The sequence below is a fragment of the Methylosinus sp. R-45379 genome, assembly GCF_001644125.1.
Classification (GTDB): Bacteria; Pseudomonadota; Alphaproteobacteria; order Rhizobiales; family Beijerinckiaceae; genus Methylosinus.
On sequence record NZ_LUUM01000246.1, the window covers coordinates 38,500 to 62,453 of the forward strand.

Consider the following 23,954-nt stretch of genomic DNA (forward strand, 5'->3'; position numbering starts at 1 on the left):
GCGGGCGATATGCTCTAGACTTGCGATCCGTCACGTCAAATCTCGGGGCGCGACGGGGAGCGGGCCGGTGAGATGACAATTTCGCGATTGACGCAATTTCAGGCTTTGCAGACCGGGCTTCCGACCGTCCTTCCTCCCAATTTGCGCATCTATGCGGTCGGCGACATTCACGGCCGCGCCGATCTGCTCGACACGCTCGCGCGGCGGATCGAGGCGGAGCTCGACACTGCGCCGGCGGAGACGCTGACGATCTTCCTCGGCGACTATGTCGATCGCGGGCTGCAATCCTCGACCGTGGTCGAATGGCTGAGCCGACGCGATTTTCCGACGCCCTTCATCGCGCTGCGCGGCAATCACGAGGAGATATTTCTGCGCTTCCTCGAGGACGAATCCGTGCTCGAGGGCTGGCGCAAGTTCGGAGGCGTGGAGACGCTGCATTCCTATGGGGTGGACGTCTCCTCCGTCATGCGCGGCCGCAATTACGAGGACGCGCGCCGCGCGCTGACGGCGCGGCTTCCGGATCACCATCTGCAATTCATGCTGGAGACGACGCTGACGGCGAGCTTCGGAGATTATTTCTTCTGCCATGCGGGCGTGAAGCCCGGCGTGCCGCTCGCCCAGCAGAAGGCCGAAGATCTGCTCTGGATCCGCGAGGAGTTTCTGAGCTTCGAGGGCGGATGGGGGAAAGTGATCGTCCACGGCCATACGCCCGTCTCCGAGCCGGACATTCAGCCCAATCGCATCAATGTCGACACGGGAGCTTTCGCGACCTCGGTGCTCACCGCTCTCGTGCTCGAGGGCGACAGCCGCCGCATGCTGTTCGCGGACCGCTTCTGACCGCGCCGCGAGCGATGCGCGAGCGCTCGACGACGGCGTTCTGGCTCGACGCGCGCAGCCGCAAGCTCCGCGCCGCTGCGCAATTCCTCCGCCGGCGCTGGCCGCCGCTGCTCGGCGCGACAATGCTCGCCCTGCTCGCCGGCGCGGCCTTCCTGGTCATGGCGACGCCGCGCTACACCGCCTCCGCGCAATTGCTGATCGAGATGCGGCCGGATCGTTCGATCGGCGCCGATGCGATCTTGGCGCATGCGCCGATCAACCGGCAGACGATGAAGAGCGACATAGCGGTCATAAGATCGGCGGCGCTGCTGCGGCGCGTCGTGGAGCGGGAAAGGCTGGCCGACGATCTCGAATTCGGCGCCGCGGCGCTCGACCGCTTGCGGAATGCTCTCTCCGTCGCCCAGCTGCGCTACTCGCCGGTGATAAAGATCGTCGTCACCTCGACCGATCCGGCGAAAGCGGCGCGTCTCGCCGACGCGATCGCCGACGCTTTCGTGGTCGACAGGCTGGACACGCGGCTCGAGGCGGCGCGGCGCGCCTCCGCTTGGCTCGCCGAGCGGCTCGTGGCGCTGCAACGGCAATCGCGCGCATCCGAGGAGGCGCTGGCGCAGTTTCGCGCCGCCGCCGGCCCTTCCACGCCGGCGAAGCAGCAGACCGCCATTGCGCAGCGCGCGGCCGTGGCGCGGGCGGAGACGGCGGAGCGCAAGGCTCGCCTCGAGCTGCTGCAGCGGATCGAGAGCCGTGGCGGCGCCGCCGCCGAGCTGCCGGGCCTCGGCGGAGCGCTCGACGAGCTTCGCCAGCGCGCCGACCAGCTCTCCCGCCGCGAGGCGGAGCTGCGCGCCCGCTACACGGCGGCGCATCCCTCCGTGGTCGCGCTGCGCGCCGAGATCGCCGACACCGCCCGCGCCATGGACGCCGAGCGGCGCCGCCTCGCGGCCGGCGTGCGCCAGGAGCTGGAGCTCGCAGAAAAAAACAGCGAGGCCGCGGATACGGCGCTTCGCGAGATTTCCGAGTCCGAGGATCGCGGCAAGGAGCGGCTCGCCCGGCTCAACGAGCTGGAGCGCGCCGCCGCGGCCGATCGCAAGCTTCTCGATGAGACGATGCGCCGCGCGCGCCTAGTCGAGCAGCAAGCCAAATTCGAGCCGCGCGACGCACGAATCATATCGCCTGCGCTCACGCCGAACGCCCCGTCCTGGCCCGACGCCGAGCAGACGCTGCTGATCGCGCTGGCGCTCGGCGCCCTCTTCGGGCTCGGCGCCGCTTATGCCTGCGAATTGGCGGACACGGGCTTCACGACGATGGCGCAGATCGAGACGACGCTCGGTCTGCCTCTGCTCGGCTCCATTCCCAAAATCGCCTCGAGCGCCCCCGCCCTCGTCGATCTCGTGCGCGCAAAACCTCTGTCGCGCGCCAGCGAGGGGCTCCGCGCGCTGCGCAGCGCCATCGCCATGAGCGATGTGGACGATCCCCCCAAGCTGATTCAGCTCGCCTCCGCCGTCCCCGGCGAAGGAACGACGACGATCGCCGCGGCGATCGCCGCCTCCGCCGCGCAATCGGGCCTGCGCACGCTGCTGATCGACGCCGATCTGCGCCGCCGCGCCGCGTCCAAGCTCTTCCGCGCCGAGCAGAGGCCCGGCCTCGTCGAGCTGCTCATCGGCTCCGCGAGCCCGGGAGCCGCGATCTTCTTCGAAGAGAAGCGGGGACTATGGGTTCTTCCGGCCGGCGGCGAGATACAGGCGCCCGCCGATCTGCTCGCCTCCGAGAAGATGAAAACGCTCATGGCCGCGGTGCGCGGGAGCTTCGATCTCGTCATCGTCGACACGCCGCCGATCGGCCCCGTCGTCGATCCGATTCTCATCGCCGGACTCGTCGATAAGACTGTCGTCGTCATTCGCTGGGCGGCGACGCCGCGCGAAACCGTCGCTCATGCGATCGAGCGGCTTCCCGATCGCGGCAGAATAGCGGGCGTCGCGCTCAATCTGGTGATCGAGGCGAAGGCGCGCAAATATGGCCCCTACGCCTATTCGCCCTATGCGGGCGGAGGCGCCTTCGACGCCTATCACGCCGAGTGAGACGCGCCGGCGGACGAGCTCACCCGCGGCGCGGCTTTCCGTCAGACCTCGCCGTCAGGCCTCGGCGGCGGCCTTGCGCAGCGGCGCGCCGCGCTTCTTCGCGGCGGAAACGGTCTTCGCCGCCGGCTTGCGGCCGAGGCCGAGCGATTTGGCCAGAGCCGAGCGCTGCGCAGCGTAATTGGGCGCGACGATCGGATAATCGCTCTTTAGATCGAATGCGGCGCGATAATCATCCGGCGTCAGCTTGTGCTCGGCCTGAAGATGACGCTTCAAGGATTTGAACGGCTCACCACAACAAAGGCAAGTAATCGCATCCGCTGTGACGGATTTCTTCACCGGAACGGCAGGCCGCCACTGCTTGGCCTCGCCGTCCGTTGCATTCGACGTCTCGGCGTCGGCGCCGCCGAAGGCTTTTTTCACAGCTGCGATGACAGAAGGAAGGTCGAGAGGCGCAACAGTATTATTCGAAAGATAGGAAGAGAGTATCTGCGCGACGAGCGCTTTGTCTTCGGCTTCGGACATGGCCTTTCCCTCCTCGGTCGAATCTTTTTCTATTGGAGCCGATATCGAATTCGAAGGCAATCAGCGACTTCCCTCGGCGACAGATTCGGCTCGAGTAACAAGCTCAATTTCGATGATATAGGCCGCAGAACGTCGAATTGAAATAGAAAGCCCGCCGAATATCGGCGCGGCGAGGCTAGGCAAGGAACGAGACGTCGCGTGACCGACAAAAAATTTCGCCCGATGCGATTTTCGTCATCGGGCGGCGGAATGGATCGAGCGTAGGGTGGATCAGAATGGTGGGCGCGACAGGGATTGAACCTGTGACCCCTACGATGTCAACGTAGTGCTCTCCCGCTGAGCTACGCGCCCCCGGCGCCGTTCGGATGCTTGCTCCGTCCGGCGCGAGTGAAGCCCGTATAATGGCAGTCGGGCCGAGGCGCAAGCGCCCTTCGACAGTTTCCACGCCCTGTCGCAAAACCCCGGCCCCAGCGTCCCCAAGCGTTAAGATTTCCTTCCGCGAACAGCGGCTTTGGGCGAAATAATTCATTGGCCCGCGACGTCTTCGCCCCTTGCAGGCCTTGGAATTCATGTCACACTGGCGTCGTCCTTCTGTCATCAACCAAAGGAGGCGCCGTATGTCGCTACAGACCCATCTCGTCGAGCTCGAACGCCGCCATCAGGCGCTCAAGAAAGAGATCGATCAGGTTCAGCACCATCCCCGATACGACGATTCGAAGCTCCACGAATTGAAGCGCAAGAAGCTTCAGCTCAAGGACGAGATCAACAAGCTGCGGCAAGGCGTCAGCCTGCACTGAACAGCTTGCGAAAGCGGTCTAGCGTCGAGGCGGAGAGATGCTCTCCGCCTTTTTTGTCGCATAGGGCGCCGCAACGCTCGCTTCGGCCCGCGCGGGCGCCCGGCTTGCTTCGGGGCGTCTCTGGTCGCAGAATCTTCTGCCAAAGCGAGAGCCGAGAACCCCATGCCCCCTTCCCCGCGCTATCGCGCCGAGACCCTCCACGCCACGCTCGGCGACGGCTTCTTCGACCGTGTCGAGCCCGCCCGCTTTCCGCAGCATATTCTGCGCTATCGCAATCAGCGCTGGGCGGCGCGCGTCGGTCTGGATACGCTGACGGAAGAGGAATGGATCGCCCATCTCGGCCGTTTCGAGCCCCTGCCCGGCGGCTTTCCGCAGCCGCTGGCGCTGCGCTATCACGGCCATCAGTTCCGCACCTACAATCCGGACATTGGCGACGGCCGCGGCTTTCTGTTCACGCAATTGCGCGACGCCGCGGACGGCCGACTGCTCGATCTCGGCACAAAAGGCTCCGGTCGCACGCCCTGGTCGCGCCAGGGCGACGGCAAGCTCACGTTGAAAGGCGGCATGCGCGAGATTCTCGCCACGGAGATGCTGGAGGCGCAGGGCGTCGACACCTCCAAGAGCTTCAGCCTGATCGAGACCGGCGAGCCGCTCTATCGCGGCGACGAGCCGTCGCCGACGCGCTCCAGCGTGCTGGTGCGGCTCTCCCATTCCCATATTCGGATCGGCACGTTTCAGCGCCTCGCCCATCTCGACGACCAGGAAGCGCTCGGACGGCTCATCGACTATTGCGTCGCCAATTATTTTCCCGAGCTGGCCGGCAAGCCGTCGGAAAGCCGCGCCGGCGCTTTTCTCGAGCGCGTCGGCGCGCGCGTGGCGCGGCTCGGCGCGCGCTATATGGCCGCGGGCTTCGTCCATGGCGTGCTCAACTCGGACAATATCAACGTCACCGGCGAGAGCTTCGACTATGGGCCGTGGCGCTTCGCGCCGCGCTATGATCCGCAATTCACAGCGGCCTATTTCGACGACAGTGGGCTCTATTCCTTCGGCCGCCAGCCGGGCGCGCTCGGCTGGAATCTCACCCGCCTCGCCGAGACCATTCTGCCGCATGTCGGGCTGCAGCGCGCCGAGCAGATTCTCGGCGGCTATCAGGCCGTCCTCCAGCGCGAGTTCCAGCTCGCTCTGCTCGATCGCTTCGGCCTGCTGCCGGCGGACGATCCCGAGCAGGACGCCGCTCTCGCCAAAGGATTGCTGGAGTTTCTCGGCAAGACGCAAGCGCCCTATGAGCAGACATTCTTCGATTGGCGCGGCGGCATGGCGAGCCGCGAACGCGCCGCCGCTAGCCCGGAGGCGGCGGCCTATGACGCGCCGGAATTCCAAGGGCTGCGCGAGGCGCTCGCCGCGCATGAGACATCGCCGGCCGCCAATCTCGACCATCCCTATTTCCGTCGCCCCGTCCCCTGCACTATGCTGATCGAAGAGGTCGAATCGATCTGGGCGCATATCGCCGAGCGTGACGATTGGAGCGCGCTCGCCGAGAAGGTCGCACAGATCGCCTCCATGCGTGAAGCCTATGCGCCGGCGCCTGCCGGGGGATGACGTTCGGAAAATGAAGCGCTCGCTATGCGTCTCTCTGTCTCTCGCTCTTTCGAGCGCCGCCGCCGCCAAAAATCTGCTGATCGACAAAATCCCGCCGAGCGGGGCCTGCTTCTTCCGTCGCTATGACGAAGCGCATTTGCGCGCGCATCCCGGCCAGACCGTCGTCTCCGTGCGGCTGTCGCTGCAGCGCGAGCTCGCCTCCACGGCGGAGGACGCGCGCGATTTGCGCATCGAGCTTCGCCACAAGGGCCATGGCAAGGCTTTTTACGTCGTCGGCGGCTGCGCCTGGAGCGAAGAGGCCAATCGCGACGTCGACGGCGCCCGCCTCATCCGCTCGTTCCGCAAGGACGCCGCCGCCCAATGCATGGCGCGCGGCGGCCTCGGCGGCTCGGCCGAGGAAGGCGGCGAATTTCCCATCGATCTCGCCGAGGATGGCGCTTCTGTCACGCTCTACATGGACGAGGGCGTGAGCGGCTGGCGTGGCCCGGACCAGAGGAAGAAGTCCCTCTATCTCGAGCTGACGCGTCAGAACCGCGTCTTCGAGCTGGAGCGCGTGGACCCCGCCGCCTGCGTGGAACTGGACAAGTCGATCGCGGTCGACTGAGACGGAAATTCGCGAGAAGGCGTCGCCGCCTTCTCATTAGGACTTGAAGATGAACATGATGCGAGGCGATAATCCTCGCGTCACGACTCGCCGCCAAGCGGCGCTCGGGCAGGTTGGCGAATGGTTGATGAGCTGAACGAAGCCGAACGCAATGCGATCCGGCTAGAAGTCGAGCGACTGAAGCTCGAGCACAAAGACCTCGAGGATGCGATCGACGCCCTTCTCGCGGTCGGCGCCGTGGACCAGCTGCAAATTCAGCGGCTGAAGAAACGAAAATTGCTGCTGCGCGATCGCGTTGCGTTTCTGGAAGATCAGCTCACGCCCGACATCATCGCCTGATCCGGGCGAAAGCGGCGCGCTATTTCCACATTCTGAGGCCGACCACAACGGCGAGCGAGACAATGGCGACGATCGCGAGGACCGCCACGAGCCTCACGGTTTCCTTGCTATCCTGGGCGCTCCCCATACGGTCCTCCGCCGTTCTTTTTTCAATTTTGGCGAGCCTATGCCTGTCCAAGAGAGATACAATAAGCCGAGATGCGACGGAACAGCGCACAGGTTCCCACTCGGACCGCATTTCCGCCGCCCGGGGCCTCAATCATCCTATATTACACGTTTAGCGCCCGACGGCCAAAGCATCCCAGCGCCTGCACATGAATTTTCCCCTCGGGATCGCCCGCCGCTCCACCGCGTTGACATGAGCGGCGGAAGACGCTCCCTCGCTCGCGGCGGAGAAGCCGAGCATGAGCAACATCTGGCGACCGGAGGCGCGCATCATGGGGCGGAACGAGCGGGGCCGCAAAATATTTCTGTCTGCCCATCGCTACATCGGTCTTTTCGCCGGCGCAGTTTTCGTCCTCATCGGTCTCAGCGGCAGCCTGCTCGCCTTTCGCGAAGACATAGACGAATGGCTGAACGCCCCGCTCATGCGCGTCGAGCCGCCGACGCCGGCCGTCATGCGTCCGCTCGACGAGATTCTCGCCGCGGCGACCGCGGCCATGCCGGCGGAGGGCCGGCCCGAGCGCATCACTTTGCCGCGCCATGCGAATGCGGCGGCGATCATCGGCTATATGGTCGAGACCGACGATCTCGACAGCTCTTTCCATCAGATCTTCGTCGATCCCTATCGGGCCGAAGTGACCGGCGACCGCTTGCTCGCGCATGGCGACGACGTGCTCGCGCAGCCGCTCGTGCAGATCGTCATGGCTTTTCATTGGACGCTGCTGCTCGGCGTCAATAACGCCTATCTCATCGGCAGTCTGGGCATTGTCATCTTCGTCTCGATCATCCTCGGACTCTATCTCTGGCTCCCGCGCAATGGCGATTGGCGGATGGGCCTGACGATCAAATGGAGCGCGAGCCGCGAGCGCATCGTCTATGACGCGCATCGCAGCGTCGGCGCCTATTTCGCCATTCTACTGCTGGCGACGCTCGCCACCGGAATCGCGATGATCTTCAAGCCGGCGACGCATTCGCTGGCGACGCTGATCTCTCCGGTGCGCCCCGAGCCGGACTTTGGACGATCGACGCCGATCGCCGGCCGCGCGCCGATCGGCCTCGACGAGGCCATCGCCAGCGCGGAAAAAGTTTTCCCGGAGGGACGGCTGCATTGGGTTCTGCTGCCGAGCGGCGACGATGGCGTTTATGTCATCGGCAAGCAGTCGGAAAGCGAGCCCAACCGCACCAAGACATTCCGCAATGTCGGCGTCGATCGCTACAGCGGCCGCGTGCTGCAGACACAGGACCGCGATGATTTCACCGCCGGCGAGAAGCTGCTGGAATGGCTGTTCCCGCTGCATTGCGGCGAGGCCTTCGGCGTTCCCGGCCGCGCGCTGGTCGCGCTGACGGGGCTCGCGCCGCTTATCCTCTATGTGAGCGGGTTCCTGCGATGGCGGCAGAAGCGCCGCGCTCGGCGCAAGTGAATCATTGGCCGACGGAGATCGGCATGGCGATCCTGTCCTCCTCGCTCTTGCCTTCGCCGAAAGCGAGCTCGAGGAGATATTTTCCCTTGTGATCGACAGAGGATTCCAAAGTCACGAAGCCGGCCGGATGCGGCTTGGACGGGACGGAGGTCAAAAGCTCGAGCCCGCCTTTGGCGTCGCTCTTGTAGAAGGCGAGCGCGACCGATTGGCTCCGCACGTCCTTCTCCATCAGCGTGACGGAGAAGATCACCTTGCCGGTGCCCGGCACACGATCGCAATATTCGTCATATTTGCTGAGATCGGTGGTCGGGCCGCCGGCGCTCTTGTCCGAATCCCCGAGGAAATAGGTCGTCAGCCGCGCCGAATAGAAATCGCTGACCTTGAGGCAATTCGCAATTGTGCGATCACCCGCCTTGACCGCCGGCCGATAGAGATGCGCATCCAGAAAATCATTCCAATAGAGGCTGAAGGACGGCCCCCAGAGCGAATAGGTGAAGGCGCCGACATTGCCGGCGGCGATCACCACGACGGCGAGGAACAACATCAGATTCATCCGGCCGTTGGGACTCATCTCGGCGGCTTCCTTTCCCTTGCTGTGCTCGATCAGCGCTATTGAGGCCGCACCTCGAACTCCCAGGCGCCGCTGACGAGATGGCCGTCGGCCGAAAGCGCGCGGTAGCGGACCGTATATTTGCCGGGGCCGAGCGGATTGACGCCGACCGAGACATGGGCCGGATCGGCGCGATCGATCGCGGCGTCGCGCTTGTCGACCCGCTCGCCGGAGGCGGCGATCACCGCCAGCGCCGCGAAAGCGTCCCTTATGCCGGCGTCGTACCAGACATCGACCTTGCCGATGTTTCCAGGCGCGACGCCATCCTGCGCCGGCGAGGTGCGCACGACGATGGCGTGAGCCCATGCGCGTGGCGAGGCGAAACAGACAGCGAGGCCGAGCAGGAGAAGCGCAGCGCAGCGCAGCGGGACAGCGGTTCGACGAGGAGCGGCGGCGGGAAGGATCATGGGTTCCGTTTTGTCGTGCTTGCGTCGATGCTAAGCGCCCTCTCGGGCGTGAGCAAGGCGCTCGCGCCGCCGGCAATTGTGCGGCGCAACGAGCGCGCCGGCCTGCCTCGGCCCTATCCGCTTCGGCCTTGTCATGGCCGGTCTGATATGCACTATCATCTTATCTTGCATACGTCGCCGTGTCGCGAAGCGTCAAGAGAGTTGTCGAGGGAGACGATGGCGAAGGAAATGATGAGAATGACGCCTTCGCCCTTCGCCCTGCTCTTCGCCATTCTCGTCCTGCTCGGCGGCGCCACGGCCGCGAAGGCGCATACGGCGGATATTTCCAGCAGCCGCATCGTCCCGGAAGGGGGCGGCCGCTATCGCCTGGAGGTCGGCTTCCTCGGCGCCGACATCGAGCGCATGTTCGCCGAAAGCAAGCCGAGCGCCGCCGATGTCGATCTCACCGAGCCCGGCGTCATCGAGGCGATGATCGGCAAATTCATCCAGAGCCGCGTCGCCCTGCGGAACGAGGCCGGCGAATCCTGCCCGAGCGAGATCGCCTCGGTGGGCGCGGACCCCGCCAATCCGCGCGATTCCAAGGTCGCGCTGCGCCTCGATTGCAGCGCCGTCGCGGGACAGATCTTCTACGACCCCTATCGGCTGCTCGAGGCGCAGGGACGCCGCGCGAAGCATCTCGTCGGCATAGGCGAGCGCGACGCCGACGAGCGCCTCACCGAGGCGCAGCGGCTCGGCGCGGAGCCGGCGCCCGGCGAGGTGATGGTCTTCCCCGGCGACGCGCCGATCGATCTCTCCAAGCCGCTGCTCACCCCCTGGCAGCTGGCGCCGAAATTCTTCGCCGCCGGGATCGAGCACATAATGACCGGCTACGATCATTTGTGCTTCCTGATAGCGGTGATGCTGTGGGCGACGCGCGTCTGGCCGGTGGTGAAGCTGGTGACGGCCTTCACCGTCTCGCATTCGGTGACGCTCTCGCTGGCGGCGCTCGGCCTCGTCGATCTGCCGAGCCGCTGGGTGGAGATCGCGATCGCGCTGTCGATCATTTATGTCGCGATCGAGAATTTTTTCACCTGCAAGGTGGAAGGCCGCTGGCGCGACACTTTCGTCTTCGGCTTCATCCACGGATTCGGCTTTGCGAGCGGGCTCATCGAGATCGGCGTGCCGCAGCGCGCGCTCGTGCCGGCGCTGGCGAGCTTCAATCTCGGCGTCGAGGCCGGGCAGATCGGCGTGGTGCTGGTCACGCTGCCGCTGCTCTTGGCCTTCGACCGATTTTTCACTCACGGACTGCGCGATCCGCGCCTCGTGCGCGCCGTCTCCGCGGTGATCGCCTGCTTCGGCGCCTATTGGCTGGTGGAGCGCATCCTCGGCGTCGGCTGAGGCGCCCCTCGACCACTACGCGCATCAAATCCGAAGCGCACCCTTTTCAATAAGGTAATGTACGTATATAGCGTTACGTAACAGTTTGCTGCGACAGGGCTTGCCGCGACAAAATGCATTCCGCGGGAGCGCGGCCGGGGAAGCGTTTTTAGACAGTAGAGCCGATTATGCTAGAAAATTTCACCCAATTTCGAGAGATCGACGATAATGACGTAAATTTCGTCGAGCCGGATCATGGCCGCGCATTCAGCGGCAGGCTCGCCTATGATCTGCCGCTCGTGAGCGTGATCATCACCAATTACAATTACGGTCGCTTCTTGCTCGCGGCGCTCAATTCGGCGCTCACGCAAACCTATCCGCGCATCGAATGCATCATCGTCGACGACGCCTCGACAGACGAGAGCGATCTCGTCCTTCGCGACATTCGGCTCCGCCATCCGCAAGTCGAGATCATCGCGCATTCCGAAAATCTCGGTCAAACGGCCGCCTTCCATACCGGCTTCGCCGCGAGCTCCGGCGAATATGTGGTGTTTCTCGACGCCGACGACATGCTCCTCCCGAATTTCGTGGAGACGCATATCTTCGTGCATTTCTCGCTGCGGACGGCGGTCGGCTTCACCTCCGCGGATATGCTGCAATCCACCAATAACGGCGTCGTCCGAACCTCCTGGAGCGCCTTCGGCGAATTCATCGCGTCGGGACGTGGGCTACGCAAGGAGCGCCTCCGTCCCATCCATCTTTGCGGCGATCTCTGGCCTTTCTCGCGCGCGCCGCTGGACGATGTGGGCTCCCGTGTGCATTTCATCGACGCGCATGAGTGGGGAGACTGGGTCTATGCGCCGACCTCCGGCAATTGCTTCCGGCGCGACGCGCTGAGCCTGCTGCTCGGCGGAAGCTGCTCTATGCAGCTGCGGCTCCATGGCGACACTTATCTCAACAAAGGCGTGCGGCTACTCAGCGGCGTCGCGCTCATCGACGTCCCGCTGACCATCTATCGCATTCACGGCGCAAATGGATTCGCCGGCCACGCCGAGCTCTGCGGAGTTCACAACGCCGATCCGACGAAGGCGTTCAAGGCGGAATATTTCGCCTGGCGCGCGGTCGTCGATCGGCTGATCGACGATGTCGGCGAGCTGGCCGGTCGCCTCGGCGTGGACCGCTATGTCAGCGCGCTGCTGTGCCTGCAGAAATCCCACGTCGCGCACCCGGGCTTCCGGGAATATGAGAACCTCTCGCGCTATATCGAGACGAGATTGACAGCGCAGGCCGACACAATTCGCGCCTGCCTCGGCGCGGACGGATTCGCGGAACTGTCGAGACGTGTGACGCGCGCCCGCAAGCGGCAGATCGGCGCGAAGAGACGCGCCCCGCGCGCCTGGGTGAGACCCATGGCGGAGCTTTGTCTGACCTTCGGACGCTTGCTCGATCTTCCGAGGCTGAGAAAGATCGGCGATCAGCTCTGGCATTTCTGAGGAGCGCATCGCCGAGAGCGGAATATCGACGCGCGAGCCCCGGCGCCCACGCTTGCATCACAGGGCCGACCCGCCTAATCTGTGAGCAAGCCGAAAGTTTCCCGGAACTGGACGCAACAGCGAGACGCCCCGACGCCGGATGTAAGCGCGGGGCGTTTTTCATTTCTCACGGGCGCGGAATAATCGTCGAGCCGCATCGAGCGCTGCAATTGTCTTGTCGATAAGTGCTCACTGGCGCGCCCAACGGGAATCGAACCCGTGTTTTCGCCGTGAAAGAGCTAAGATACACCTCCACAGCGCTGCGCACGACTTCACCAAGCTATTGATTTTAATATATATGATATGCGCGCAACTTCGTGCTTGTGCGCAGGACTCCGCCCCCATATATTGGACACATATTGGACAGCATCGTTTTCGCCGGGCAAGTCGGGGGCGCACATGGCAAAGACCGTCAGAGACTCGAAATTGGACAGCCGCGCCGCGCGCGAGCGTCTGAAGCCGCAGCCGAAACCCTATTTCCGCGCACTCGATATCGGGCTGCACCTCGGCTACCGAAAGGGAAAGACCGGCGGGAAGTGGGTTGTCCGGCGCTATATCGGCGACGAGAAATATCTCGTCGAGACGATCGGCACGGCCGACGACGGCCAGGACGCGGACGGCGCCGAGGTGCTGACCTTCTCTCAGGCCCAAGCCAAGGCCCGCGAGCGCGCTGCCGATAGCCGGGAGACGAGGCCGGCCGCGCCCTTCACCGTCGACCGTGCGCTCGACGAATATCTCTCCCGGCTGGAATCGGAACATTCCAAGAGCCTCGGCGACGCCCGCAATCGGGCCGCCAATCTGATCCGCCCCAAGCTCGGCGCCGTCCTAGTCGCCGATCTCGACCGGGACAAGCTGACAGCTTGGCGAAATGAGATCGCGAATCGCCCGCGCCACGTCCGGGGGAAAAAGGGAAAAGCGGCGCGCGCCCTGCCCGCTCCGCAGAGTGACGAAGAGAAGCGCCGCCGGCAGGCCAGCGCAAACCGGACGCTTACCGTCCTGCGGGCCGCGCTCAACCAAGCCTTTCGCGAAGGCAAGATCGACTCAGACGTCGCATGGCGGGCCGTGAAGCCGTTCCGGGAGGTTGAGACGGCGCGCGTCCGATATTTCACTGTCGACGAGGCCCGGCGCATCGTGAATGCCTCTCAGGGCGCGTTTCGCACGCTCGTCAATGCCGCGCTGTTCACCGGCTGCCGCTATGGCGAGCTGACGCGCCTGCGAGTCGCCGATTTCAATCCGGACGCCGGAACGCTCTCTGTAGGCAAGAGCAAGAGCGGCAAGGCCCGCCATGTCGTTTTGACCGAGGAGGGACAGGTATTTTTCCGACAGGTGACAGCCGGGCGGGAGAGCGGCGATCTCCTTCTCGAGAAAGACGGCGGCGGCGCCTGGGGAGCCTCCCACCAGTTGCGGCCGATGAAAGAGGCCTGCGCCGGCGCGCGGATCAAGCCGGCCGGCTTCCATATTCTGCGCCATACCTACGCATCCTTGCTCGCCATGGCTGGCGCGCCGCTCAACGTCATCGCAAAGAACCTCGGCCATGCCGACACGCGCATGTGTGAAAAGCACTATGCGCACCTCGCGCCGTCCTACCTCGCCGAGACCATCCGGAAATTCGCGCCAACGCTCGGAACGCATAGCGCTGGAAACTTCACCTCTTTCGGAACAGCGCGTGAGAGGGCGTGACCGATGAAAATCAAGGATGCGATCAAACCTATGATCGGCGAATACGTTAAGTCGCGCGTTCCCCATGTCGCAGACAATGCAGCGAACGGCAATCCGGATGACGATACAAGGAAGTTCATTCGGCTCGCGCGCCGTGATTTTAACAGGACCATGGAAACGATCGATAGTTTGCCGGACGCTGTTCGATATGAGGTGTTTACCGCTATTCACGCGGCCTTCCGCATTGGCCTATTCGCTAGCTCAGAAGATGAACGGCTTGAATTAGTCAACAAAGCGAAGCGAAGCGGTCGAATGGGTGGCGCCACTCAAAAGCAGCGGGCGGACGATCAATGGCGAAATCGCGCACGAGAACTGGACGTAAAAGCGAAAGCGGCCGGTCATTCAAAGCCGACCCACCGCGCGCGTTACATTCGGGAAAATTGGAATGGGAAGATCGACCTTCCCCTGGACAATAAAGACATCATTCGCGCGATCGAGCCGAAAAAGGACAAGAGCGCGCTTCTGTCCGACAAGAGCGCGCTATAGGCGTCGAAAGCCCCTGATTGCTCCGCAATACTGCACCCGTGTTCGAAACAACACAGGTGCAAAATGAGCGACCAGAAAGCAGCCTACACGATCAAGGAATTCTGCGCGGCGCACGGAATCAGCGCCAGCGCGTATTACGAAGCGCAGCGCGAAGGCTACGGCCCGCGAGAAATGCGCATCGGGACGAAGGGCGTTCGGATTTCCAGGGAGGCCGCCGCCGACTGGCGTCGGGCGATGGAAGATCGCGCCGCGGCCGGCGCCGGCGAAAAGTCGGAGGCCGCTTGAATCATGGCCTCGAAAAAATCGAAGCCGGCCGCGTGGAGCGCGGACCGGCCTCGGAAATCTGATCACGTTGGCGCGCTGATCGGTTCCGAGCCTATCTCTTCCGCCCTCGACCTTCAAGCCTTTCGCGCCGCGCATCTCACGCGCCGGTTCCGCCTCTCGCCGGTCGCCGCGGGCGTCGTCGCCTCTCTCGCATTCGGGGAGGCGCGCCGATGACCGAGATCATCGATTTCCGCGCGGCGCTGGCCGAGCGTGAAAAGCTCACGATCGCCGTCGCCGGACTCGTCGCCGAGAATTGCGCTCATCCGACCGACGAAAACGTGGCGACGTTCGCGTTCGAAGTGCGGCGCTGGAATGAGACGCGGCCGGACATGTTCTACGCCGATGTGCTGGCGACAATGTCTCATGACTCGGCGCTCGCTTGGGCGACGGAATTTCTCAGCGCGATTCCCCAATGGCGCGATGCATTGTTCGGGGAGGCGCGATAATGGCGAACCTCATCGGAATCGATATTGGCGTTCACGGCGCGCTCGCGCTCCTCTCGCCGAATGGTGATCTCCTCGAGATTGCGGACATGCCGACGCTCGACGACGGGCCGAAAGGAAGGCCGGCCGTCAATCCGCCCTTGCTCGCCGAGTTGGTCTATCGCTGGCACGCGGGACACGCTTTCATTGAATATGTCGGCGCCCGGCCCGGCGAAGGCGCAGTCGGCGCTTTTGCGTTCGGTCGCTCCCGCGGCGTGGTCGAGGGCGTCATGGGCGCTTGCGGCATTCCGGCGACGCATCTGACACCGCCGACATGGAAGCGCCTCGTCGGCATTCCCGCCGGCAAGGACGGCGCAAAGGACGCCGCCCGCTCCGAAGCAATCCGCCGCTGGCCTGCGCAGGCCGGTCTCTTCGCCCGCGTTAAGGATGACGGCCGGGCCGAGGCGGCGCTGATTGCCGTGGCGGGCCTCGCCAAGATCGGTAAGATCACGGGAGGCGCCGCATGACCGCGCCTTTCCCTGATCCGCTCACGATCGCCGCGGCGAAGGACTATCAGGCCAATCTGCCGAAGCGCCGGGGCCGCGAGACGGCTCCGCTCCACTGTGAGTTTTCCCGAGACATGCAGCGCAGCCACATCTGCGACGTTCTCGGCCCGGTTCCGGCTGACGCGCTCGCGGCGCATGTCGCACTGCAATTCGGCGACGATGATGAAGCTTATTACCGGCTTTCGCGAATTGTCGCGAGCATCCGCGAGGCCGCGCGTAGCTTCGATGCGCTTCGCGCCGCTACGGCGAAGGGGGGCAAATGAGCCGACCCTTCGCCATCGACGATAACATCGAATACGAGCCGCTGCCGCCTGCATTCTCGGACGAAGCGCTCGCGCTACGCTTCGCCGAACTGCATGCCGGCGACCTGCGCTATGTCGCGGCCTGGGGGAAATGGTTGTCATGGACCGGGACACACTGGCAATTCGACGAGACGCTTCACGCCTTCGACCTCGCCCGCGCTGTGTGTCGCGAAGCGGCGGCGGAGTGTAACAAGTCGAAGATCGCCAACGTAATCGCCAGCGCGAAAACGGTTGCGGCAATCGAGCGATTGGCGAAGGCCGATCGCCGGCTCGCCGCGACAATCGACCAATGGGACGCGGACCCTTGGTTGCTCAATACTCCCGAGGGCGTCATAGACCTGCGCACAGGAGCGCGTCGCCACGCTCGGCCCGACGACTATCTGACGAAGATCACCGCAGTTGCGCCGGGCGGCAGTTGTCCGCGCTTCCTGTCGTTCCTCGACGAGATATCGGCAGGCGACGCCGAGCTTGTCGCCTACATCCGCCGCGTCTTCGGCTACGGGCTAACGGGCGATACGCGCGAGCACGCGCTCTTCTTCGGCTACGGAACAGGTCGCAACGGCAAAAGCGTGCTGCTCAAAACTGTCGCGGACATTCTCGGCGCCTATCACAAGACGGCGGGAATCGAGACTTTCACGGCGAGCAATTCCGATCGTCATCCTACCGACCTCGCCGGCCTACGTGGCGCACGCCTCGTCACCGCCGTCGAGACGGAAGAAGGCCGCCGTTGGGCGGAAAGCCGGATCAAGTCCCTCACGGGCGGCGACACTGTCTCGGCGAGGTTTATGCGACAGGACTTTTTCGAATATCGCCCTCAGTTCAAGCTCGTTATCGCCGGCAATCACAAACCGTCCCTGCGCTCTGTCGACGAGGCCATCCGCCGCCGCTTCCACCTGATCCCCTTCGCAGTCACCATCCCCGCCGACAAGGCGGACCCGGAACTCGCCGATAAGCTCAAAGCCGAATGGCCTGGTATCCTGCAATGGCTCGTCGACGGCTGTCTCGAATGGCAGCGCGACGGCCTACGCCCGCCCCAAGCCGTTCTCGACGCCACGGCGGCATACCTCGAAGCCGAGGACGCTATCGCCGCATGGATAGACGACAAATGCGACCGTGACGCCAAGGCTTGGGAGCAATCGAGCGACCTCTTCGGCTCTTGGTCCGCATGGGCGGAGAAAGCCGGCGAGCCTGTCGGCACAATGCGCCGCTTTTCTCAAACGCTCGAATCCCGCGGTTTCATTCCCCAAAGGAAAATGAACGGTCGCGGCTTCGCTGGCCTCCGTATCGTCCAATCGGCCCCCTGGGGGACAGCATGACGCTTATGACGCCAACTTGCATTACCACCGTTACGCGCGCGCGCGCATACGCCCTAATACCAGTCTCCCGTCATAAGCGTCATGGGCGGGGTTTGAGGGGCGAAAAGGGTTGGCGCGACCAATCCGCATACCCTCGCTTTCCGAGCGCGCCGACGACGATCGAAGGCGGCCATTTCGTGCATGTCGCCGTATCAAGGCGAAAATAAATGCACTGCGCATTTACAAGAAGCAATAGATACAATGACTTAATTGAAGCGCGCTGGTATGATGTCCAATATACGGCCAATAAGCGGCGCTGATCCGCGCCATTTCGTGAAGGGACTCGGCTTCGATCATGAGCGCATCCGCCGCAGCTACTCGCGCCGTCGAGACGGGATTGAAGAAGCGCCGTTCGGTCCTGACGAATGATCCCCGTCGCTTGCCGGGCGCCGACATGCGCTCGTCGGCCGCTCGGCGCTTCAAGGATATCGTCGAGGCGTTGCTCGTCGAGTTCGGGGCCGAGGCCGATACCTCCCGCGTGCGCGAGCTGGCGAGCCTCAAACTCACATTGGAGGCGACGCAGGCGGCGGTTCTCGGCGGCGATCAATCGCAGTGCGACGAGCTTGTCCGCCTGAGCAACATCATTGCCCGCCGGGAGCGCGACCTCCGCCTTCGCCAAAAGCCGAAGCGCCTCCCTACCCTGCTCGAAAAGCTCATCGCCACGAAGAACGCCGAGGCCGCCGGCAAGTGAAGCCCCTCGTCACCATGCGCCACGCCCTCGAGGACGCGAACATTTTCGGCTCGGTCCTGTCCGGCGAGACGTGGTCGGCCTGGCGCGTGCTGCTCATTGCGGCCATGGGCGAGCCGCTGCATGACGACGAGCGCGTCACCTTCGAACAGCTCACGGGGCGGCCTGCGGAGCCTGGGGAGCGCGTCGACGAGTTTTGGGCCATCATCGGGCGTCGCGGCGGGAAAACGCGCGCTACAGCCGTGCTCGCGAGCTACCTCGCCGGGCTCTGCGATTACGGCGACGTGCTGGCGCCGGGAGAGCGGGCGTCGCTGCCGATCATGAGCGCGACCACATGGCAGGCTTCGAAGGCGCTGCAATATCTGAACGGCATTTTCGCCGAGGTTCCGGCGATGGCCGAACTCGTCGAGAACATCACCGCCGACACGATTAGCCTTTCGACGCGCGTCGACATCGAGGTTCGGCCGGCGAGCTTCAGGACGGCGCGCGGCGGAACGCTTGCGGCGGCGATCGGCGACGAGGTGGCCTTTTGGAGAAGTGAGAACTCGGCAAATCCCGATCGTGAAATCCTGGACGCGATCCGCCCCGGCCTCGCGACGACAGGCGGCCCGCTAATAGCAATATCCTCGCCCTATGCTCGGCGCGGCGAGGTCTACAACACCTATAAGCGCCATCACGGCCCGGCGGGCGATCCGCTCGTCATTGTCGCCAAGGCCCCGAGCCGGACGATGAATTCGACCTTGTCCGAAAAGGTCGTCGCCCGCGCCTATGAGCGCGACGCGGCGGTTGCGAGCGCCGAATATGGCGCCGAGTTTCGAACTGACGTCGAGAGCTTCGTGTCGCGCGAGGCTGTCGACGCCTGTGTGACGGCGGGCATTCTCGAGCGGGCGCCACTGTCGAGCATCCGCTACTTCGGCTTCGTCGACCCGTCCGGCGGCTCGGCGGATAGCATGACGCTTGCAATTGCGCATCGCGAGAAAGAGGTTGCGGTCCTCGACGCGATCCGGGAGCGCAAGCCGCCATTCTCGCCGGACTCTGTCGTCAAAGAATTCGCCGAGCTGTGTCAGACCTATCGCGTTTCGAAAGTCGTGGGCGACCGCTACGGCGGCGAATGGCCGCGCGAGGCGTTCCGCAAGCATGGCGTGACGTATGAAGTCGCAGAGAAGACGCGCAGCGAGATATACCTCGCGCTGTTGCCGGCTCTGAACTCGCGTCGCGTCGATCTTCTCGACGATGATCGTCTTATCGCTCAGCTTTGCAATCTTGAACGCCGCACGGCGCGCGGCGGGCGCGATAGTGTCGACCATCCTCCGGGCGCCGGATCGCACGACGACCGCATCAACTCCGCCGCTGGCGCTCTTGTTCTCGTCGCCGCCAATAAAGGGCCGCTCGTTATATCCAATGAACTCCTCACGCGCTCTGCTCAACCGGCGGCGGCGCATTCGTATTCGCGCGTCAAACCAAGGGCCTTCTTTGGCTCGCAATCTCAAGGGCAATAACAATGGCACATGATCTTCATCTTCGCGCGATCCGCCGCAGGAGCGGCTTCGCCTTCGATTCCGCGAATGGCGCCGGCGCTTCCGAGGCGGTTGGTAAAATCGTCGGCTGGGCGAAAGACAACCTCGCTCCCGAGGAAATCGCCACGTTGATCGAAGGCCTGAGGGCGGCGGGCGAATACGCCAATCAGGCGCAGGATCGCCGCCCGCTCTCGCTCGCGTCGGTTCGAAACTCGGCCGAAAGCTTTGCAGCGCGCTTTCCCAACGGCGCCCGCATCGGCATTCGCTGAGGTCGAACATGGCGAAAGTTCTCGCTCCCCCTCGCGATCCGGCCCGCGTCGCGCTGGCCGAGGCCATTCAGGACGCCGTTACGGCGCGCCAGAACCTCGACGATGCGCGCGCCGCCGCGACCACAGCGGAACGCCATTCCTGGCGCGCTTCCGAGCGCCTGGACGCTGCCCGCGCGGAGGCTGGCAATCTCGGGCGCCCCGAGGCGTTTATCGCGTCCTTGGCCTCGGGAGCCGCTATCAACGTCCTCGAGCTTGATCGTCCTGCCGCCGACGCGCGTGCGAAGGTCGAGACGGCCGAGGCCGAACTCGACGCATGGCGCAAGGCTCGCGACACTGCCAAGGGGCTTATTCCCGACAGGGCGCGCACGGTCGAATACGCCGAGCGTCGTGTCACTGCGGCGGCGGCCGAAGTCGTGAGGCAGTCCATCGATGTAGATGCACTCCTTCGTGAGGCCGAGGATGCGCAGGCGGCCGTCGTCGGCAAGCGAGCGGCGCTCATTCAGCTCCGCAATATTCTTCCTGATGGCGCTGAACGCGAAGCAATCCAAGCATTCCTTGCACTTCCATGGCTCGCGCATGAGGGCAATGGGCGATGGAAAGACCATGCTTCGGTTCAGTCGCTTTCAGACGCGATTCAGACGCTCTTGCGAGACGCTGATGCGGAGCTGCGAATTTCGTGAATGGGTGCGCGCATACGGAATAGGCGCGCGCTCTAATCCCGTGCTTGGACAGGCCGCGGGGTGCGCCAGCCGGCGGTGCGTTAAAACACCGGCTTGCCGGCCTTTCGCTCTCATACCTCGGCGAGGGGCCGGCATCTTCAATTCATGAGAGGAGGATTTTCGGATGACGCTCGAACAAATCGAAGGCCGCAGAGCCGCCGTCGACGCTGCATTGAATGAAGCCTTCTCGCGCATGTCCAAAGGCCAGACAGTCGACAGCTTCCGCGCTCTCGTCGAAGAGCGTCAACTTTGTGACGCAGCGTTTTTCGAAGCCGCATATGCTGCGCTAGACGCAGCGCAACCGCAATAATCTGCATAAGGATTCGCATCAATGGCGACCGTCGTGGACGCGCTCATAGTGTCACTAAATCTCGACGCATCGGGATTTGTGAAGGGTCAAAAGGCCACGACCGAGAGCTTCAAAAAGGCCAAGGCCGAGATATCGCGCGATGCGCAGCAAATGGAAGGCGCCATTCGTGGCGTGACTGACGAGATTGTCAGCCTTCATCGCTCATTGCTCGGGCTGTTCGCTGCGATCACGGGCGGCAAGAGCTTGAAGGCGCTCGTTGCCGATATGGCGGACCTCAATCGCTCGGCGCAGAATTTCGACGTTTCGTCCAAAAAGATCGATGCTTTCGGCAAGGTCATTGAACGGCTCGGCGGGAGCGCCGAAGAGGCAAAGCAATTGTTCGGCCGGTTCGCGAACATTGCCGCGGATTTCAAGCTCGGCAGGATCGATGAAGAGCTTGTTCGCAACATCGGAATATTGAACTCGGCGGGGAAGACGAACGTCGACGTCACCAAGCCGCTATCCGGTCAGATCGATGCGATTGCGAACGGCCTCGCGAGAATTCGGCAGAGCGATCCGGGTCTCGCCAATCGTCTCGCGGGGCTCATAGCCGGCTCGCAAGGCGCAGCCAATGCGCTGCTACTCGGCTCGACGGAACTGAATAAAGCGCTCGCCGACGCTGCGAAGCACGCGCCATCGGAGAAGCAGCTCAAGATCGCGAGCGATCTCCTCGACGTCTTCAAGCAGCTCGGAGAGGCTGTCGTCGCTGTCGGCTATCGCATCGTCGAGGCGATCGGCCCGTCATTGATTCAAATTCTCACGACGGCGAAGAAGTGGGTTGAAGAGAATATCGACGTCACGAAGAATTTCGCCGTCGCGATCGGAACGGCTGGCGTTGCGATGACGGCGCTGAAGATCGGTATGCTCGCGGTTCGGGCTGCAAATCCTTTCGCTTTGCTGGCGACGGCCGCAATGCTCGCTATCGAGAATTGGGATAAATTGCAGGGCGCCGTCGATCGCCTCAAACGCTCGCTTGAAGAACTGGTGTTTTTCGCGAAGCGAGATTTGAACGAGGTTTGGAAAAAGGCTTTCGGTCATCCGCTCTTCGATGACGGATCGCAGGGCGGGACATATGGAGACATGCGGCGCCGCGTCATAGAGCAATTCGGCGATGGCCATGCGCGCGGCACGACGAGGCCCGGTATTGGCCCGCGCGCGGCCCGTGGGGCTTCCTATCGTGATTCGAATGATTTCTATGACGCGATCATAAAGGCCGAAGGAACCGGCAAGCACGGCGACCCTTACAATACGTCGCTCGGCTATATGAAATCGCCGAAACCTCTCACGCAGATGACGATGGACGAAGCGCTCGCGTGGGGTGACAAGGTTCGCGCGGCACAGGGGTTAAATTCCTCTGCGAAGGGCGCGTTTCAGATTGTGAATTCGACACAACGCGCGGCCATGCGTGCGCTCGGCATTCGCGGCGACGAGCTATTCTCGGAAGAAAATCAGCGCCGCATGGCGTCATGGATTGCGCGCCACCAGGGCCTCGGCGCGTGGGAAGGCTTCAAGCTTCATCCTGGACAACGCGCCCGCGCGGCGGCGGCCCTAGCGGCTGGAAGAGACCGTCAGACGCAATACGCGCCGACTGCGGCGCCCGGCGGTTCTCTCCCGTTTTTCGCTCAGACCATGGGGGCGCCCGGCGCTGCCAGTATCGCGAACAGCAATTCGTCGACGGTCAACAACAGCTCGTCGAATTCGGCACAGATCGGCGCCATCAATATCAATGCGCCGAGCGGCGACGCGCCGTCGATACGTGACGCCCTTGGGGATTTCATGTCGACGCAGCTCTTCGGAATGCAGACGAACTACGGGGCGCGTTGAACGATGGCGTTCACGGAGAAGCAGCTCCGGGTTACGTTCAACCTCTCCGACGGCTCGTCGAAGACGATTGCCGGCAAGCGCATCGTCGCGAAGGTCTCGAATGCAGGCGCGCCGAGTCAGGGTCAGCTCGATTGCGTGATTTTCGGCCTGCGTCTGAGCGACATGAACCAAATGTCGACGGTCGGAACACAGTGGGGAGTTTTCAATCAGAACAAGGTCACACTCGAAGGCGGCGACGCCAGCCGTATGAATTTGATCTTCAAGGGGACGATCGGCATTGCCTTTGTAGATGCGAATGCACAGCCGGAAGTGTGCTTTCGCTTCAACGCCGTCGCCGCGGGTTATGAAAGCGTCAGTCCTATCGACCCGACGAGCAATGAGACGGATACCGACGTCGTGCAGACATTGCAGCAAATCGCGACGAAGGCGGGGCTTGGTTTCGAGAACAATGGCGTCAATATCAAGATCGGCCCGCAGTATCTCGCTGGTAGCGCTCTCGAGCAAATCCGGGTTCTCTGCGACGCCGCCGGCATTATGTGGATAATCGAGAATAATTCGCTCGCGATTTGGAATCCGGGACAGGCGAGAAAGGGCGCGGCGGTTCTCATTTCGCCGCAAACAGGAATGATCGGCTATCCCGCGTTCTCGACGAATTCCATCATCGTGCGAACGCAGTTTAATCCGCAACTGAAATTCGGCTGTCAGATCGAGGTCAAGAGCGATTTGACGCCTGCAACCGGCACATGGAACACGTTCTATGTGGCGCACGATCTTTCGGCGCAATTGCCCGGCGGGCCTTGGTTGAGTGAGATTCGCGCGACGCCCGCCTCTCCCGGCGCTCCGGTGCTTGCTCAGATTCCATAACGGAGAACAAAGCCATGGCAGAGAACATCGTCGCCTTGGACGATCACAGGTTCAAGGATTTGATGAAGGGCGTTGCGCTTACCGTCGTCGGCCACCCTTTCGAAATCGAAGGTGTTCCGATGAGCCTGACTTGGAACATGGAAGTCAGAGACGGCGACTATAAGGGCGCGATCGAGGAAATCAGGAAGCTCGGCGGCATTTACATGAAGCGCCAGCCGAGCGACGTCGTGACGTGGTTCCTGCCGTGGTCGAACATCGCGGTTATTCGGGTTATCCATCTCGAGTGACGCTG

Annotated in this window: 27 protein-coding genes and 1 tRNA gene; 24 read left to right on the forward strand and 4 right to left on the reverse strand. The window is 63.4% G+C overall.

All coding sequences use genetic code 11. The features are described from left to right. Positions 1-72 precede the first annotated feature (72 nt). A complete protein-coding gene (locus A1351_RS11120; RefSeq protein ID WP_051465410.1) occupies positions 73-837 on the forward strand; it encodes a metallophosphoesterase family protein in 765 nt (254 codons plus the stop codon). Between the two features lie 14 nt (positions 838-851). Then, on the forward strand, positions 852-2,909 hold the full coding sequence (locus tag A1351_RS11125) for a polysaccharide biosynthesis tyrosine autokinase (RefSeq protein ID WP_024880094.1): 2,058 nt from the start codon (positions 852-854) through the stop codon (positions 2,907-2,909). A gap of 54 nt (positions 2,910-2,963) precedes the next feature. Here the strand turns inward: A1351_RS11125 and A1351_RS11130 are convergent, their stop codons facing one another. Together A1351_RS11130 and A1351_RS11135 are read right to left on the reverse strand one after the other, a co-directional pair. Continuing rightward, the gene (locus A1351_RS11130) at positions 2,964-3,431 is read right to left on the reverse strand and encodes a MucR family transcriptional regulator (protein ID WP_024880095.1); all 468 of its coding nucleotides are present in this window, start codon (positions 3,429-3,431) and stop codon (positions 2,964-2,966) included. 276 nt (positions 3,432-3,707) lie between these two features. Then, positions 3,708-3,782: transfer RNA gene (locus A1351_RS11135), tRNA-Val, on the reverse strand. 266 nt (positions 3,783-4,048) lie between these two features. Between A1351_RS11135 and A1351_RS11140 the strand changes: the two genes are divergently transcribed. From A1351_RS11140 to A1351_RS11160, 5 genes are all read left to right on the forward strand, one after another. Next, complete coding sequence (locus A1351_RS11140) at positions 4,049-4,228, forward strand: YdcH family protein (protein WP_024880096.1); 180 nt, start codon at positions 4,049-4,051, stop codon at positions 4,226-4,228. A gap of 162 nt (positions 4,229-4,390) precedes the next feature. Beyond that, positions 4,391-5,827, forward strand: a complete 1,437-nt coding sequence (locus A1351_RS11145) for a protein adenylyltransferase SelO (protein ID WP_064032981.1) — start codon at positions 4,391-4,393, stop codon at positions 5,825-5,827. Between the two features lie 10 nt (positions 5,828-5,837). Then, positions 5,838-6,431 (forward strand): hypothetical protein, encoded by a 594-nt coding sequence (locus tag A1351_RS11150; protein ID WP_134188097.1) that lies wholly within the window; start codon positions 5,838-5,840, stop codon positions 6,429-6,431. Between the two features lie 120 nt (positions 6,432-6,551). Continuing rightward, a complete protein-coding gene (locus A1351_RS11155; protein WP_024880099.1) occupies positions 6,552-6,770 on the forward strand; it encodes a YdcH family protein in 219 nt (72 codons plus the stop codon). 404 nt (positions 6,771-7,174) lie between these two features. After that, the gene (locus A1351_RS11160; protein ID WP_245267320.1) at positions 7,175-8,353 is read left to right on the forward strand and encodes a PepSY domain-containing protein; all 1,179 of its coding nucleotides are present in this window, start codon (positions 7,175-7,177) and stop codon (positions 8,351-8,353) included. Position 8,354: 1 nt separating this feature from the next. On the opposite strand, the gene A1351_RS11165 is transcribed toward A1351_RS11160, so the two are convergent. Both A1351_RS11165 and A1351_RS11170 read right to left on the reverse strand, forming a co-directional pair. Beyond that, positions 8,355-8,924, reverse strand: coding sequence for a hypothetical protein (locus tag A1351_RS11165; RefSeq protein ID WP_026598770.1), 570 nt, complete (start codon positions 8,922-8,924; stop codon positions 8,355-8,357). Positions 8,925-8,962: 38 nt separating this feature from the next. Then, positions 8,963-9,370 carry a copper resistance CopC family protein gene (locus A1351_RS11170; protein WP_024880102.1) on the reverse strand — a complete coding sequence of 136 codons (408 nt, stop codon included), beginning with the start codon at positions 9,368-9,370 and terminating at the stop codon, positions 8,963-8,965. 228 nt (positions 9,371-9,598) lie between these two features. Here A1351_RS11170 and A1351_RS11175 point away from each other — a divergent pair, with 228 nt between their 5' ends. The 17 genes from A1351_RS11175 to A1351_RS11255 all read left to right on the forward strand — a co-directional run bounded on the left by A1351_RS11175 (position 9,599) and on the right by A1351_RS11255 (position 23,949). Then, positions 9,599-10,747, forward strand: a complete 1,149-nt coding sequence (locus tag A1351_RS11175) for a HupE/UreJ family protein (protein WP_024880103.1) — start codon at positions 9,599-9,601, stop codon at positions 10,745-10,747. A gap of 167 nt (positions 10,748-10,914) precedes the next feature. After that, on the forward strand, positions 10,915-12,219 hold the full coding sequence (locus A1351_RS11180; RefSeq protein WP_051592491.1) for a glycosyltransferase family 2 protein: 1,305 nt from the start codon (positions 10,915-10,917) through the stop codon (positions 12,217-12,219). Positions 12,220-12,657: 438 nt separating this feature from the next. Beyond that, complete coding sequence (locus A1351_RS11185) at positions 12,658-13,938, forward strand: site-specific integrase (protein WP_064032982.1); 1,281 nt, start codon at positions 12,658-12,660, stop codon at positions 13,936-13,938. Between the two features lie 3 nt (positions 13,939-13,941). Beyond that, positions 13,942-14,463 carry a hypothetical protein gene (locus tag A1351_RS11190; protein ID WP_064032983.1) on the forward strand — a complete coding sequence of 174 codons (522 nt, stop codon included), beginning with the start codon at positions 13,942-13,944 and terminating at the stop codon, positions 14,461-14,463. A gap of 63 nt (positions 14,464-14,526) precedes the next feature. Continuing rightward, on the forward strand, positions 14,527-14,748 hold the full coding sequence (locus tag A1351_RS11195; RefSeq protein ID WP_064032984.1) for a hypothetical protein: 222 nt from the start codon (positions 14,527-14,529) through the stop codon (positions 14,746-14,748). A 209-nt stretch (positions 14,749-14,957) separates the two neighbouring features. Next, entirely contained in the window at positions 14,958-15,233 is a 276-nt protein-coding gene (locus A1351_RS11205; protein ID WP_064032986.1) for a hypothetical protein, read from the forward strand. After that, on the forward strand, positions 15,233-15,736 hold the full coding sequence (locus A1351_RS11210; RefSeq protein WP_064032987.1) for a hypothetical protein: 504 nt from the start codon (positions 15,233-15,235) through the stop codon (positions 15,734-15,736). Before A1351_RS11205 ends, A1351_RS11210 begins: the two co-directional genes overlap by 1 nt. Next, positions 15,733-16,038 carry a hypothetical protein gene (locus A1351_RS11215; RefSeq protein WP_064032988.1) on the forward strand — a complete coding sequence of 102 codons (306 nt, stop codon included), beginning with the start codon at positions 15,733-15,735 and terminating at the stop codon, positions 16,036-16,038. Before A1351_RS11210 ends, A1351_RS11215 begins: the two co-directional genes overlap by 4 nt. Next, positions 16,035-17,393: a phage/plasmid primase, P4 family gene (locus A1351_RS11220; RefSeq protein ID WP_064032989.1), complete on the forward strand. Its 1,359-nt coding sequence runs from the start codon at positions 16,035-16,037 to the stop codon at positions 17,391-17,393. The genes A1351_RS11215 and A1351_RS11220 overlap by 4 nt, the downstream gene beginning before the upstream one ends. A gap of 418 nt (positions 17,394-17,811) precedes the next feature. Further along, entirely contained in the window at positions 17,812-18,123 is a 312-nt protein-coding gene (locus A1351_RS11225) for a hypothetical protein (protein WP_157096262.1), read from the forward strand. Further along, on the forward strand, positions 18,120-19,619 hold the full coding sequence (locus A1351_RS11230; RefSeq protein WP_245291635.1) for a phage terminase family protein: 1,500 nt from the start codon (positions 18,120-18,122) through the stop codon (positions 19,617-19,619). The genes A1351_RS11225 and A1351_RS11230 overlap by 4 nt, the downstream gene beginning before the upstream one ends. A 2-nt stretch (positions 19,620-19,621) precedes the next feature. After that, on the forward strand, positions 19,622-19,906 hold the full coding sequence (locus tag A1351_RS11235; protein ID WP_064032991.1) for a hypothetical protein: 285 nt from the start codon (positions 19,622-19,624) through the stop codon (positions 19,904-19,906). An 8-nt stretch (positions 19,907-19,914) separates the two neighbouring features. Next, on the forward strand, positions 19,915-20,586 hold the full coding sequence (locus tag A1351_RS11240) for a hypothetical protein (protein ID WP_064032992.1): 672 nt from the start codon (positions 19,915-19,917) through the stop codon (positions 20,584-20,586). A gap of 163 nt (positions 20,587-20,749) precedes the next feature. Further along, positions 20,750-20,935 carry a hypothetical protein gene (locus A1351_RS25335; RefSeq protein WP_198162348.1) on the forward strand — a complete coding sequence of 62 codons (186 nt, stop codon included), beginning with the start codon at positions 20,750-20,752 and terminating at the stop codon, positions 20,933-20,935. A 21-nt stretch (positions 20,936-20,956) separates the two neighbouring features. Continuing rightward, positions 20,957-22,798: a hypothetical protein gene (locus A1351_RS11245; protein ID WP_064032993.1), complete on the forward strand. Its 1,842-nt coding sequence runs from the start codon at positions 20,957-20,959 to the stop codon at positions 22,796-22,798. Positions 22,799-22,801: 3 nt separating this feature from the next. After that, the gene (locus A1351_RS11250) at positions 22,802-23,662 is read left to right on the forward strand and encodes a hypothetical protein (protein WP_064032994.1); all 861 of its coding nucleotides are present in this window, start codon (positions 22,802-22,804) and stop codon (positions 23,660-23,662) included. Between the two features lie 14 nt (positions 23,663-23,676). Next, positions 23,677-23,949 carry a hypothetical protein gene (locus tag A1351_RS11255; protein ID WP_064032995.1) on the forward strand — a complete coding sequence of 91 codons (273 nt, stop codon included), beginning with the start codon at positions 23,677-23,679 and terminating at the stop codon, positions 23,947-23,949. Positions 23,950-23,954: the final 5 nt, after the last annotated feature.